Annotated in this window: 13 protein-coding genes and 4 pseudogenes; 10 read left to right on the forward strand and 7 right to left on the reverse strand. The window is 70.9% G+C overall.

What is annotated here, in order from left to right; translation table 11 throughout:
• Positions 1-139: 139 nt before the first annotated feature.
• The 4 genes from OHU89_RS41495 to OHU89_RS41510 form a co-directional block, all read right to left on the reverse strand.
• Positions 140-919: an NPP1 family protein gene (locus OHU89_RS41495; RefSeq protein WP_405650291.1), complete on the reverse strand. Its 780-nt coding sequence runs from the start codon at positions 917-919 to the stop codon at positions 140-142.
• A 15-nt stretch (positions 920-934) separates the two neighbouring features.
• On the reverse strand, positions 935-2,059 hold the full coding sequence (locus tag OHU89_RS41500) for a glycoside hydrolase family 19 protein (RefSeq protein WP_405650293.1): 1,125 nt from the start codon (positions 2,057-2,059) through the stop codon (positions 935-937).
• Positions 2,060-2,267: 208 nt separating this feature from the next.
• Positions 2,268-2,555: a DUF1905 domain-containing protein gene (locus OHU89_RS41505; protein WP_405650295.1), complete on the reverse strand. Its 288-nt coding sequence runs from the start codon at positions 2,553-2,555 to the stop codon at positions 2,268-2,270.
• 4 nt (positions 2,556-2,559) lie between these two features.
• The gene (locus OHU89_RS41510) at positions 2,560-3,363 is read right to left on the reverse strand and encodes a tetratricopeptide repeat protein (RefSeq protein ID WP_405650296.1); all 804 of its coding nucleotides are present in this window, start codon (positions 3,361-3,363) and stop codon (positions 2,560-2,562) included.
• Between the two features lie 175 nt (positions 3,364-3,538).
• Between OHU89_RS41510 and OHU89_RS41515 the strand changes: the two genes are divergently transcribed.
• From OHU89_RS41515 to OHU89_RS41555, 9 genes and pseudogenes are all read left to right on the forward strand, one after another.
• Positions 3,539-3,661 carry a putative leader peptide gene (locus OHU89_RS41515; protein WP_323185116.1) on the forward strand — a complete coding sequence of 41 codons (123 nt, stop codon included), beginning with the start codon at positions 3,539-3,541 and terminating at the stop codon, positions 3,659-3,661.
• A gap of 110 nt (positions 3,662-3,771) precedes the next feature.
• On the forward strand, positions 3,772-4,641 hold the full coding sequence (locus tag OHU89_RS41520; RefSeq protein ID WP_405650298.1) for a glutathione S-transferase C-terminal domain-containing protein: 870 nt from the start codon (positions 3,772-3,774) through the stop codon (positions 4,639-4,641).
• 436 nt (positions 4,642-5,077) lie between these two features.
• Positions 5,078-5,404: pseudogene (locus tag OHU89_RS41525) on the forward strand (amino acid ABC transporter permease); the annotation flags it as partial.
• 2 nt (positions 5,405-5,406) lie between these two features.
• A pseudogene (locus OHU89_RS41530) lies at positions 5,407-5,655 on the forward strand (GNAT family N-acetyltransferase); the annotation flags it as partial.
• 41 nt (positions 5,656-5,696) lie between these two features.
• Complete coding sequence (locus OHU89_RS41535; protein WP_405654879.1) at positions 5,697-5,780, forward strand: putative leader peptide; 84 nt, start codon at positions 5,697-5,699, stop codon at positions 5,778-5,780.
• A 33-nt stretch (positions 5,781-5,813) separates the two neighbouring features.
• The gene (locus OHU89_RS41540) at positions 5,814-7,061 is read left to right on the forward strand and encodes an LLM class flavin-dependent oxidoreductase (RefSeq protein WP_405650300.1); all 1,248 of its coding nucleotides are present in this window, start codon (positions 5,814-5,816) and stop codon (positions 7,059-7,061) included.
• Positions 7,062-7,083: 22 nt separating this feature from the next.
• On the forward strand, positions 7,084-8,460 hold the full coding sequence (locus tag OHU89_RS41545; RefSeq protein ID WP_405650301.1) for an NtaA/DmoA family FMN-dependent monooxygenase: 1,377 nt from the start codon (positions 7,084-7,086) through the stop codon (positions 8,458-8,460).
• A pseudogene (locus OHU89_RS41550) lies at positions 8,457-8,579 on the forward strand (LLM class flavin-dependent oxidoreductase); the annotation flags it as partial. The gene OHU89_RS41545 and the pseudogene OHU89_RS41550, both read left to right, overlap by 4 nt.
• A pseudogene (locus OHU89_RS41555) lies at positions 8,578-9,177 on the forward strand (LLM class flavin-dependent oxidoreductase); the annotation flags it as partial. The pseudogenes OHU89_RS41550 and OHU89_RS41555, both read left to right, overlap by 2 nt.
• Here OHU89_RS41555 and OHU89_RS41560 read toward each other — a convergent pair.
• Entirely contained in the window at positions 9,156-9,527 is a 372-nt protein-coding gene (locus OHU89_RS41560; RefSeq protein ID WP_405650302.1) for a hypothetical protein, read from the reverse strand. The pseudogene OHU89_RS41555 and the gene OHU89_RS41560 sit on opposite strands and share 22 nt — an antisense overlap.
• Positions 9,528-9,624: 97 nt before the next feature.
• Here OHU89_RS41560 and OHU89_RS41565 point away from each other — a divergent pair, with 97 nt between their 5' ends.
• Entirely contained in the window at positions 9,625-10,575 is a 951-nt protein-coding gene (locus tag OHU89_RS41565; protein WP_405650303.1) for a helix-turn-helix transcriptional regulator, read from the forward strand.
• Here OHU89_RS41565 and OHU89_RS41570 read toward each other — a convergent pair.
• Positions 10,569-10,817, reverse strand: a complete 249-nt coding sequence (locus OHU89_RS41570) for a hypothetical protein (protein WP_405650304.1) — start codon at positions 10,815-10,817, stop codon at positions 10,569-10,571. The two genes, OHU89_RS41565 and OHU89_RS41570, sit on opposite strands and share 7 nt — an antisense overlap.
• A gap of 158 nt (positions 10,818-10,975) precedes the next feature.
• Positions 10,976-12,061: a M12 family metallopeptidase gene (locus OHU89_RS41575; RefSeq protein WP_405650306.1), complete on the reverse strand. Its 1,086-nt coding sequence runs from the start codon at positions 12,059-12,061 to the stop codon at positions 10,976-10,978.
• Between the last annotated feature and the right edge of the window lie 29 nt (positions 12,062-12,090).

Consider the following 12,090-nt stretch of genomic DNA (forward strand, 5'->3'; position numbering starts at 1 on the left):
ACCATGCTTCCCCCAGGGTGGGTCGTGTCTCCACCCTGGAGGAAGCGGGAGCTGGCGGGCATCGGGCGATCGTCGATGGAAGAACCATCCTCGGATGGCACGGGCGGCTACCAAAGTAGGCGGACCGCTGCCACGTCTGTCATGCGTACGGGTCGAAGGCGATGCCCGACGGCTTCGAGGCGGCGAGGTGGTACGGGAAGTCGCCGTCGTCGATCTTGAGGGTCGCCGAGCCGAAGTCCGCGCCGATCAGTTTGTCGCGGTAGCCGGCCGGATAGCCGTTCCAGCCGACGAGCCGGGGGAAGAACCAGTTGCCGGTGGCGTTCTCCGCCGGTTCGTCATTGCTGCCGGCGAAGCGGAAGCAGTGGGTCGAGATGCCGTCCTTGTGGTAGACGATCTTCGGGTGGGTGCCGTCGAAGCGGACCGACGCGCGGGCGGCCACCTGGTAGCCGCTGTGCTGGGACACCGACACGTACTGGACCTGGTCGTTGTTGATCCACACCACGACGTGCTCCCAGTCGTGCCGGTGTCCGATGGCCGCCGGGCCGAGCGTCGCCTGGTCCTTCTCGAAGTAGCTGGCGTACATCACGGCGCACCAGCCGTTGTTGCACTTCGCACGTGAGTAGGTGTTGGCGTTGGCCAGCTGGGCGGGGTCGTGGCACTTGCCGTTGACGTCACCGCCGAGCTTGAGGCCGGGGTTGAGGGTGCCGTCGGCGCCGATCGCCGCGGTGGCGTAGCAGCCGTCGCCGTCGTAGTCGTAGGCGGGGGAGAAGGTCTGCTCCAGGCCGTCGGCGCTCTGGGGCAGCAGGGTCAGGACGTCCGCGCGGGCGGTCGCCGGGACCGCGAGGACGAACGTCAGCGCGCCGAACGCGCCGATGAGCGCCTGGGCGAGGGGTCTCAACCGGAATTTCGACTTGGGCATCAGCGGGCCGCCTTGTCAGCAGTAGAGGTTGGCGCCCGGCGCGACGCCGAGGATCGAGGTGAACCGGTTGTAGGCGTCGACGCGGCTCTGCACCTGGGCCGGGTTCTTGCCGTCGCACTCCAGGGAGCCGTTGATGCTGCGGATCGTCTGTCCGAAGCCGGCCTGGTTGACCATGGCGTTGTGCGGGGTCATCGTGCCCGGGCCGGACTGGGTGTTCCAGTACCACAGGCCCGTCTTCCAGGCCACGGCCGAGTCGTTCTGCACCAGCCAGGGGTTGCCCAGGAGATCGATGCCGAGTGCGTCGCCCGCGGCCTTGTAGTTGAAGTTCCAGCTGAGCTGGATCGGTCCGCGGCCGTAGTAGGCGGCCTGGCCCGCCGGGCAGCCGTACGGGCGGCTCCAGTCGCAGTAGGTGGGGTAGTTGGCGGTGTTCTGCTCGACGATGTGGACCAGTCCGCCGGTCTCGTGGTTGACGTTGGCCAGGAACGCGGCCGCCTCCTGCTTCTTCACCGTGTCACTGCCGGTGCCCGCGAAGCCGGGGTAGGCACTGAGGGCCGCGGTGAGGCCGCCGTAGGTGTAGAAGGAATTCCTGTTCGGGAACATCTGGTTGAACTGGGCCTCGGAGACGACGAACCCGGACGGGGTGGTGCCCCCTCCGCTCGCGGGCGCGTTCCACTTCTGGTTCGCCCCGCCGGAGCAGGTCCAGATCTGCAGCCGGGTGCCGTTGGCGCTGCTGTTCTCCCGGACGTCCAGGCACTTGTTCGCGGCCGGATTGACGATGTCACGCGCCGCGGTGACCACCCACTGCTGGTTGGCGCCGCCCGAGCAGTCCCACAGCTGGACCGCCGCGCCGTCGGCGGTGCCGCGGTCGACGACGTCCAGACACTTGCCGAGCGCGCGCAGGGTTCCGTCACCGGAGTTGGACCAGGCCTGGGCACCTGTTCCGTTGCAGTCGTAGAGCTGTACGGCGGTGCCGTCGGCGCTGCTCGCGCCCGCGACGTCGACGCACTTGCCCGCGAGACCGGTGATCGAGCCGGTGGCCGCCTGGGCGGGCGTCGCGGTGAACAGGGCGGCGAGGACGGCGGAGAGTGCGGCGAGGACCGTGAGCCGGGTACGGGACCGTTTGCGTTCGGAGAAGGGCATGGCTGAGGACGCTCCTGGAGTGTGTCGGGGGGGGGTGAGTGCGTCACACGTGGCGTTGCTGACCCGTGAAGCTAAAGGTATGGACCAGGCCAGTCAAGGGTTGAAGTAAGTATTGAAGTAAGCGAGTTGGAGCTTCGCCCAGGTGGTCAAGTCCTACGTCGACGCGTTCGCGGCCGGCGGCTGCGACGAACTCGTCTCCGCTGCCGCGTCAGAGCACGACGGTCATCCGCACGGTCACGTCGTCGCCGGCCGTGATGCCCCGCGGTGTGCGCACGGCGTTCTTGAGCGGCAGCAGATAGCCGCCGTCCTTGGGGAACAGCGAGGTCTCGAAGTCCACTTCACCGATGAGGGCCCGGACCGGGATCACACCCCAGCCGTAGCTGGCCGTCGCGGCCACCTCGTGGATGTCCGCGCACTCCTCGTCCGGAACGGGGAGGAAGTAATAGGGCGCCGGACCACGCCATTCGATGACACGGCTGGTGAAGGAGAGCTCCATGAGGTCATTGTCCGCCCTGGAGTTCTCGGTGCAGCCGCCGTGTCCAGGGGTGGTCCGCGCCGAAAACGCGGGTGAAGACGGGCAGGAGCCCGGCGAGGCGGGCGTCCCCTGCCGGCGCGTTCCGGTGGTGCCGGGTCAGCCGGCCCACGTGGAAGGCGTTGAGGAGGGTGTGCGGGTGTTCGTGGCCGAGGGCGGCGGTGCGGTCGTCGAGAAGGGTGGTGAACAGGCGCAGCGATTCCCGGGGTTCGCCCTCGTCCTCGGTCCAGCCCGCGATGTTGTGGCGTACGGCGAGGGTGTGCGGGTGGGCCGGACCGTTGACCCGGTGCGAGTCGTCGAGGAGGGCGCGGCATTCGGCCAGGGCCCGGGTGCGGGCGCCCTGGGCCGCCGTCCAGTAGGCCGTGTTGTGGCGGGCCAGGAGGGTTTCCGGAGCCTCGCGGCCCAGGATCCGTTCGGTGTCGTGGTGGAGCTCGGCGTACCGCCGCGCGGCGTCCTGGGCATCGCCGGTCTCTCCGGTCCAGCGGGCGAGGTCGTCGCGCAACAGGCGCAGGGCCCGGTGGTCGTGGTCGTCCAGCCGCTCCCGGTACACGTCCAGCAGGTCCTGGGTCTGCTGCCTGGCCTGCGGGGCCCGGCCGCACACGCCCGTCCAGTACGCGACACCGTGACGTACGACGAGCGTGAACCAGGCGTCGTCCCCGAGCCGGGTACGGCAGTCCGACTCCAGCCGGGTGAGCAGCTGCAACGCGGCGGCGGCATTGCCCGTGGCGCCGATCGTGGATGCGCCCAGATGGCGCTCGCGCAGCAATGCCATGGAGCCCGCCCCCGCCTGGATCGTCGGCCGCGCTCCCAGAGTAGCCAGCGTCGTCGCACCCCAGAAGACGGTCGTCCGTCCCGGCCTCGGTGACCGCCTCGTGGGCGCCCTCTTGACGTCCTTGCGCGGCCGATCGACACTCCAGACGGGAATCCTAGTGAACAGGTAGGGAAACATGAGGCGCCTTGAGTCGGCAGTCGGCCGAGTGAGCCGTACCTCTCGGCCGTCGCCTCTTCTGACCTCCCGCCGCCACATCGACCTGCAGCGCGTCTGCAGCGCGATCCGCCGGCTCGGCTGAGCCCGGCTCGTCCCCGCGCCCCTGTCGCCGCGCACCGGCGCACCCCCCTGTCCTGGCCCGACGTCGCTTCCGCCGCGCGTACGTCCGCGCGCCCACACCCGGGGAGATCCATGTCCGTCACACCGCTCGCGCCCGCCTCGGCCGCGCAGTCCACCGCCGCGTTCCGGGGCCGGATCGGTCGGGACGCGCGCAGTGGGCACTACGCCGTGCCGCGCCGCTACCGGCTGCATCTGTCGCCCGCCTGTCCGGACGGACTGCGCATCGCCGTCGTCCACGGCCTGCTCGGCCTCGACGACGCCTGTCCCGTGACGTTCCTCGACGCGATCCCCGACTGTCCCGACGGCGGCCACACGGCGCTGCGCCCGCTCTACGAGGCCAGCGCGCACCGGTACAAGGGCGCCGCCGTCGGCCCCGTGCTCAGCGACGACTGGTCGGGCCGCATCGTCAGCACCCATGCCCCGGACATCACCCGTGACCTGGCCCGGCGCTTCGGCGGCGACCGCCCGGCGCTGTACCCGTGCGGCGCGGAGTCGGAGACCGAGGCCGTGGAGCGGCTGTGTGCCCAGGGCATCGAGCGTGCCGCGCAGGAGGCCGGCACGGCGGGCACCGACCCGGACGCGCGTGCCGCGGCGCTCGACCGGCTGCTGGAGACGCTGGCCTCGCTGGAGCGCTGGCTCACCGGACGGGAGTATCTGATTCGGGATCAGATCACCGCGGCAGACGTCGAGTTGTGGGTCACGCTGGTCCAGCTCGACACCGTGCACCGCCATCACCTCGACGCCTCCGCCGTGCAGTGGATCGCCGCCCACCCCGCACTGTGGGCGTACGCCCGCCGGCTGGCCGCTCACCCCGCCTTCGGCGCGCACCTCGACCTCGACGGCATCGCCCGTCGCCACCATGCCCACTGCCGTGGCCTGGAGGCCGCGGGTTCGGCCGTGCAGATCCTGGACTGGGCGGCGCACACCGCGCGGACCCGCTAGGCGTTCCATCTGGTGGACCGGCGTTGACAGACGCTCGGACAACTGGCTTCATTTACGGCACTCTTGACGCAGAAGGGCCTTAGAGGCCCCTGAGAACGATGACGGTGACGGACATGTACGCAGCTCCCAGGACGGCCACGCGCCGTGCCTCGAGCTGCGTACCGCCGTACGCGAACCTCCTTGTCGCCGATCGCTCCGTCGACCTCCTGCGCGTGAACAGCGCACTGTGTACCGCTCCGGGCCGAGCCCGCTGTCGGGGCTGACGTCCCCCTCCGCAGCCCCCGCGTTCCCGACGAACACCGCCCGCGCGGTGTGCCGTTGTCCGCCCAGCCCCCGGTTCCCGTGCGTCCCCGTGTGCCACGACCTGCCGTAGAACGGCCGTCGTAGCCACGTCCCGTGCGCCCGTGTCCGGGATCCGATCCCGCCGGAGCCCCTCATGAGTGAACCCCCAGGCGCCGCTGTCTCCATCACGGAGCCACCGCCGATCACCGACACCCCGTCAAAACAGCTCACCGCACAGCGAGTTCTGCCGCTGCGGCGGCCCGGACGCTGGATCGCCACCGCCGTCGTCCTGGTCCTCGCGGCCCAGTTCGTGCACGGCCTGGTGTCCAACCCCTTCTACCAGTGGGACCGGTTCGGCTACTGGTTCCTGCGGCCGACGATCCTCGACGGACTGCTGATCACTCTCGAAGTCACCGCCTACAGCGCGGTGCTGGGTCTCCTCGGCGGCGTCGTCCTCGCGCTGGCCCGGCTCTCGAAGACCTGCCCGGCTGGACCGAGATCAGCGCCGTCTGCGCCGACCCGGAACACCGCGGCCGGGGCCTGGGCACCCGGCTGGTGCGGGCGGTCGCGGCGGGCATCAGGGAGCGCGGGGAGACCCCGTTCCTGCACGCCGCCGCGAACTACGGCACCGCGATCCGGCTGTACGAGTCGATCGGCTTCACCCTGCGCCGCCGGACGGCCATCCTCCAGGTACGCACGCCAGGAACAGACGCCCGGGCGAGGGCGTTGTGACTGGCGACGAGACACGCACCACCAGGGCGGGAGGCAGGGACGTGCGGCGCATCGACCGACTCCTTCTGCACTCCCGGCCCTACATCGACCTCCGGCGTGTCGCCGGCGCCCTCTGTCGCCCCTGACCTCCTTCTCCGCCACCGTGCCCTGAGTGCAGCATGCCCGGGCCGGTGATCTCGTACGGATCTCCAGGAAGGCACCCACTCGTGTCCCCTTCTTCCTCCCTGCACCTCGCCGTGGCCCTCGACGGCACCGGCTGGCACCCAGCCTCCTGGCGCGAGCCGGCCGCCCGCCCCCGGGACGTGTTCACCGCCGCCTACTGGGCCGACCTGGTCGCCGAGGCCGAGCGCGGCCTGCTCGACTTCGTGACCTTCGAGGACGGCCTCGGCCTGCAGTCCTCGGTCTTCGGCGGGCTGGACGGCCGCACCGACCAGGTCCGCGGCCGCCTGGACGCCGTACTCATCGCCTCCCGCGTCGCGCCCCTGACCCGGCACATAGGGCTGGTGCCGACCGTGATCGCCACCCACACCGAGCCGTTCCACATCTCCAAGGCGATCGCCACCCTGGACTACGTCAGCACCGGCCGAGCCGGGCTGCGCGTGCAGATCTCGCCCCGCCCGGACGAGGCCGACCACTTCGGGCGCCGCACCGTCCCGGCGCTGAGCCTGGCCGAGCTCCGGAGCCCCGCCGGACAGGAACTCGTCAGCGACCTCTTCGACGAGGCCGCCGACCACGTCGAGGCCGTCCGCCGGCTCTGGGACAGCTGGGAGGACGACGCGGAGATCCGGGACGTCGCCACCGGCCGCTTCATCGACCGCGACAAGCTGCACTACATCGACTTCGAGGGCAGGCACTTCAGCGTCAAGGGCCCCTCCATCACCCCGCGCCCGCCACAGGGCCAGCCCCTGGTCAGCGCCCTCGCGCACCAGACCGTCCCGTACCGGCTGGTGGCCCGCCAGGCCGACGTCGGCTATGTCACCCCGCACGACGCCGACCAGGCCCGGGCCATCGTCGCCGAGATCCGCGCCGAGCAGGAGACGGCCGGTCGCGCCGATCAACCCCTGCACATCTTGGGGGACTTGGTGGTCTTCCTCGACGACGACCCCGCGGCCGCCGCGGCACGCCGTGAGCGCCTCGACGCCGCGGCAGGAGAGCCGTACGAGAGCGACGCCCGCATTTTCGCCGGCACCCCGGCCCAACTCGCCGATCTGCTCAAGGAGTTGCAGTCCGCCGGTCTGACCGGCTTCCGGCTGCGCCCCGCCGTCCTCGGCCATGACCTCCCCGCCATCACCCGGGGCCTGGTCCCCGAACTCCAGCGCCGCGGCGCCTTCCGCGACGCCTACGAGGCCGACACCCTGCGCGGTCTGCTGGGCCTCGCCCGCCCCGCCAACCGTTACGCCGCCTGAGCCGGAAGGACCCCGCAGAGCCATGACCAAGCCGCTGAAGCAGATCCATCTGGCCGCCCACTTCCCGGGCGTCAACAACACCACCGTGTGGAGCGACCCCGAGGCCGGCAGCCACATCGAGTTCAGCTCCTTCGCCCACTTCGCGCAGACCGCCGAACGCGCCAAGTTCGACTTCCTGTTCCTCGCCGAGGGCCTGAGGCTGCGCGAACAGGGCGGGCACATCTACGACCTGGACGTCGTCGGCCGCCCCGACACCTTCACCGTCCTCGCCGCGCTCGCCGCCGTCACCGACCGTCTCGGTCTGACCGGCACCATCAACTCCACCTTCAACGAGCCCTACGAGGTGGCCCGCCAGTTCGCCAGCCTCGACCACCTCTCCGGCGGCCGCGCCGCCTGGAACGTGGTCACCTCCTGGGACGCCTTCACCGGCGAGAACTTCCGCCGCGGCGGCTTCCTCCCGCAGGAGGAGCGATACTCCCGCGCCAAGGAGTTCCTGGCCACCACGAACGAGCTCTTCGACTCGTGGCAGGGCGACGAGATCCTCGCCGACCAGGCCTCGGGTGAGTTCCTGCGGGACGCCAAGGCCGGCTCCTTCGTCCACACCGGCCAACACTTCGACATCCACGGCCAGTTCAATGTCCCGCGCTCCCCGCAGGGCCGCCCGGTCATCTTCCAGGCGGGCGACTCGGAAGAGGGCCGCGAGTTCGCCGCATCGAGCGCCGACGCCATCTTCAGCCGGTACGCCACGCTGGACGGAGGCCAGGCCTTCTACTCCGACGTCAAGAAGCGCCTCGCCAAGTACGGCCGCCGCCACGACCAGTTGCTGATCCTGCCCGCCGCGAGCTTCGTCCTCGGCGACACCGACGAGGAGGCCGAGGAACTCGCCAAGCGGGTGCGCCGCCAGCAGGTCAGCGGGGCCACCGCCCTCAAGCACCTGGAGTTCGTCTGGAACCGGGACCTCTCCTCGTACGACCCGGAGGGCCCGCTCCCCGACATCGACCCGGACGTCAGCGGCGACCACATCGCCAAGGGCCGCGCCCAGGTCCGTATGTACCGCGACCCGCTGGCCACCGCCCGCGAATGGCGCGAGCTCGCCGCCGCCAACAACTGGTCCATCCGTGACCTCGTCATCGAGTCGGGCAACCGGCAGAACTTCGTCGGCTCCCCGGCGACGGTCGCGAAGACCATCAACGACTACGTCCAGGCCGACGCCGGCGACGGCTTCATCCTGGTCCCGCACATCACCCCGACCGGCCTCGACGTCTTCGCCGACAAGGTCGTCCCGTTGCTCCAGGAACAGGGCGTCTTCCGCACCGAGTACGAGGGCACGACCCTGCGCGACCACCTCGGCCTCGCCCACCCGGACGAGGCGCGGGGCGAGCAGCGGGTGGCGTCGTGAAGTTCCTCGCCATCACGCTGATCGTGCACCGGCCGGACCCGGTCACGGGCGGGCGGAAGTCGACGCACGACCGGTTCCGTGAAGTGCTCGACAACGCCGTGCTGGCCGAGGAGTTGGGCCGGCACCTACCGCTCCCCGGAGGGCATCGAAGCACACGTGGTGCCGGGCGAGGGAGCCGACGTCGAGCTGTGGATCCTGGGCAGCAGCGGTGGCACGAGCGCCGAGACGGCAGGGGCGCGGGGCCTGCGGTTCGCGGCGAACTACCACGTCAGCCCGGCCACCGTCCTGGAGGCCGTGGTCGGCTACCGGTCCTTCTTCGAGCCCTCCGACACCCTCGACAAGCCGTACGTCAGCGTCTCGGCCGACGTCGTGGTCGCCGAGGACGACGAGACCGCCCGTGAACTGGCCACCGGCTACGGCCCGTAGGTCCGCAGCATCCGCACCGCCGAGGGCGCCATCCAGTTCCCGACGCCGGGCGAGGCACGCGCCCACACATGGACCGACGAGGACCAGGAGTTGGTGCAGGACCGCGTCGACACCCAGTTCGTGGGCTCCCCGGCCACGGTCACCGACCGCCTCGAACAGCTCCATGAGGCCACGGACGCCGACGAGTTGCTCATCACCACCATCACCCACGGCCACACCGACCGCGTGCGCTCCTACGAACTGCTCGCCGAGGAGTGGCGCAAGCGAGGTCACTCCGCCCAGTCGAGCTGATGCCCGGGCGTGCCCACGGACCTGCCGTGGGCGATCGCCTCGGCACGGCCCGCATCGTCCCCGCGCCGGTAACGGAAGACCCTCCCGGCGAAGACGACGACGCGCTCGTCCCCGGCGGTGAAGTCGGCGTACCACCCGTGCGCCGGCTCCAGCGCCCCGGCGAGCGCGTCGGCGATCTCCTGGGCGGCACTCTCCTCGGCCTCCCACTCCACGAGCGTCCACACAGGGGGCTGCCCCTCCGCGGCGCTCGTCGAGACGTCGAGCCGCTTCACCGCACGGATGCGCAGGCCCCGCGGGGCGAACTCGGCGCCGGGACGCAGGCTCTCGCCGAGGACGTAACCGGTGATCATGTGCTGTCTCCCTGGTTAGAAGGCCGGGCGAAGGAGACGCTACGGCCCCATGGTTGACATCCTCTGTCAGTCATACGCCGATGAGGGGACCCATGGGATGCGAGCGGACCGTCTGCTGTCCCTGCTGCTGTGCCTGCAGTCCCGGGGGCAGGTGACGGCACGTCAACTCGCCGTCGAGCTGGAGGTGTCGGTGCGCACGGTCTACCGGGACCTGGAGGCGCTCGGCGCGGCCGGCGTGCCGGTGGTGTCGAGGGGCGGCCCCGGGGGCGGGTGCCGGCTGATGGACGGCTGGCGCAGTCCGCTCCTCGGCATCAGCGCGGAGGAGGCGACGGCCTTGCTGGCCGTCTCCGCGGGCGGCCCGCTGGAGCGGATCGCTCTAGGGGACGCGCTGGCGCAGGCCCGGCTCAAACTGCTGGCGGCACTGCCGCCGTCCGGCCGCGAGGACACCCGCGCGGCCGCGAGCCGCTTCCACATCGACAGCCAGGCCTGGTTCAGGCCCGCCGAAACGATCCCGGCGTTGCCCGTGCTGGTGGATGCCGTACGCCGGGACCGCCGCCTGCGTCTGACCTACGCGGGCCGGGACGGTCGTACGAGCGAACGCACCGTGGAACCGCTCGGCCTCGTCGCCAAGGCGGGCGTCTGGTACCTGATCGCCGCTTCCGACAAGGGAGTTCGAGCCCATCGGGCGGCGCGGATCGCCCACGCCGCCCCACTCCCGGAGACCTTCCTGCGCCCGGACGGCTTCGACGTGACGCAATTCTGGACGCGCTGGACAGCCGAGTTCGAGGCGAGCCTGGACCGACTCCGGGTGACGGTACGCCTGTCGAAGGCGGGCCTGGACACACTGCCGGCGGTACTGGGCGACGCCGAGGCGGCCACCCGGGCCACTTTCGACGGGGAGGGGTACCGGCTCGACCTCTACTTCGACGACCCACAGGCCGCGTGCCGCCGACTGCTCGGCTTCGGCCCGGAAGTCGAGGTCCTCGGACCGCCGGAAGTAAGGGAGTTGGTGGCGGACACGGCACGCCGGACAGCCGCCCGCTACTGAACCATCAGGGCAATGGCACCCCAGCAGGCGGCGAGGAACAGGGCGAGCATCCCGGTCGCCACGGCGTTGCGCGCCTTGACCGTCGCGGCATACGTCTCACCGGCCGCCCGCAGCCTGCGCCCGGCCCCGAAGAACACCCCACAGGACACCGCACACAGCACCGCCGTGATCGGCAGCAGCCACAGGATCATCAGAAGGAAGTCCCGCAGCTCATCGCCCGTGCCGCCGTCCGAAGCAAGCATGAGTGGATCCTAGCCCGGCGAAGGCGTGTGCGGGGGGCCGGTGTTCCGGGCATGGTGTGGGCGGCGACAGTCTCCCTCCCCCGAAGGAGACTGTCGCCGCCGCTTCCCCCGGCGCCGGACAGTGGCCGGCATCGCCCGTGTGCGACCTGTACGCGCTGTCACCAGCACATGACCGCGGTTTCCCCCGAACCCCACGCGGAGTACAGGCGCACACGGACGAAGTATCGACGGCCCTTGACGAGACGGGCCTTGACGGTGGCGTTGTGCGGCGCTCCTCCGTCGTCGTGGCCGGCGAGATAGCGGGGTTCCCCGTCCCGCTCCTCGAAGACCACCACGACGGCGTCGCTGTCGCCGAAGGTGCCCACGCTGTATTCGCGGGTCTCCGGCGGCTCGACGGTGAAGTCGGCCTGCTCGCCCGGGCCGAGCCCGAGCGGGGCCGAACGGAACGGCACCAGTCCGGGCGGCCGCGACGGGCCGGCCGACGGGTACCAGCGCAGGACGTACTCCTTGTCGGAGGGCGAGAGCGCGCCGGACGGGTTCAGACCCGCACGGAACTGCTCCGGCTCCAGGATCAGCCCCGCCGAGAACGGATACTCCATGATCGACTGCGGGTCCCAGACGGAACCGTTCACCTCACGCACGTCGAGCTTGCGCAGGATGTTGAAGAACGTCCTGTCCCGGGTCCAGAAGTTCGGCGGGCCCGCCAGATCGGCGTAGACGGCCTCGTCGTCCCAGTGGATCCCGGCGAACGGGTTCTGGTGCTCGTGGTGCATGCCGAGCGCGTGCCCGATCTCGTGCAGGGCCGTCCCGCGCTCCCCGGGCGCGGTCAGGTCCCAGCCGAAGTTCATGGTCCGCTCGTGCAGTCCGACCCGCAGCGCGTCCCTGCCCACGGTCGACCAGGAGCCGTCGCCGAGCTGGAACCCGATGCGCAGTTCCGCCTCGCCGCGGTCACCGACCTCGGCGAAGGTCACGCCGACGCCGAGGTCCTGCCACTCCTGGAAGCACTCGCGCACCACGTCCCGCTGCTCCTTGGCGCCGACCCACGACACCCGCCGGGTCGCCCCGCTGCCCGGTACGGCGATGACCGAGGCATCGGACTCGCCGTCGAAGAAGTGGTAGTGCAGCACGGTGTTGTTGACCCACATCCGGCTTCCGCCGATGAGCGCACTGAGCCTCTCTGCGGCCAGCCCCGGTGTGAAGGCGGGGGCCGGCTGCTGCGCGAGAGAGCAGTAGCGGGAGGTCATGCGCCAAGAGTGCCGTCGGTGCTCGGCGG

This window comes from Streptomyces sp. NBC_00019, from assembly GCF_045041015.1.
Classification (GTDB): Bacteria; Actinomycetota; Actinomycetes; order Streptomycetales; family Streptomycetaceae; genus Streptomyces.

Excerpts from the sequence above, each read along its gene's own strand:
- OHU89_RS41495 (WP_405650291.1), bottom strand. The coding sequence starts at position 919 with ATGCCCAAGTCGAAATTCCGGTTGAGACCCCTCGCCCAGGCGCTCATC.
- OHU89_RS41500 (WP_405650293.1), bottom strand. The coding sequence starts at position 2,059 with ATGCCCTTCTCCGAACGCAAACGGTCCCGTACCCGGCTCACGGTCCTC.
- OHU89_RS41505 (WP_405650295.1), bottom strand. The coding sequence starts at position 2,555 with ATGGAGCTCTCCTTCACCAGCCGTGTCATCGAATGGCGTGGTCCGGCG.
- OHU89_RS41510 (WP_405650296.1), bottom strand. The coding sequence starts at position 3,363 with ATGGCATTGCTGCGCGAGCGCCATCTGGGCGCATCCACGATCGGCGCC.
- OHU89_RS41515 (WP_323185116.1), top strand. The coding sequence starts at position 3,539 with ATGAGGCGCCTTGAGTCGGCAGTCGGCCGAGTGAGCCGTACCTCTCGG.
- OHU89_RS41520 (WP_405650298.1), top strand. The coding sequence starts at position 3,772 with ATGTCCGTCACACCGCTCGCGCCCGCCTCGGCCGCGCAGTCCACCGCC.
- OHU89_RS41540 (WP_405650300.1), top strand. The coding sequence starts at position 5,814 with ATGCCCGGGCCGGTGATCTCGTACGGATCTCCAGGAAGGCACCCACTC.
- OHU89_RS41545 (WP_405650301.1), top strand. The coding sequence starts at position 7,084 with ATGACCAAGCCGCTGAAGCAGATCCATCTGGCCGCCCACTTCCCGGGC.
- OHU89_RS41560 (WP_405650302.1), bottom strand. The coding sequence starts at position 9,527 with ATGATCACCGGTTACGTCCTCGGCGAGAGCCTGCGTCCCGGCGCCGAG.
- OHU89_RS41565 (WP_405650303.1), top strand. The coding sequence starts at position 9,625 with ATGCGAGCGGACCGTCTGCTGTCCCTGCTGCTGTGCCTGCAGTCCCGG.
- OHU89_RS41570 (WP_405650304.1), bottom strand. The coding sequence starts at position 10,817 with ATGCTTGCTTCGGACGGCGGCACGGGCGATGAGCTGCGGGACTTCCTT.
- OHU89_RS41575 (WP_405650306.1), bottom strand. The coding sequence starts at position 12,061 with ATGACCTCCCGCTACTGCTCTCTCGCGCAGCAGCCGGCCCCCGCCTTC.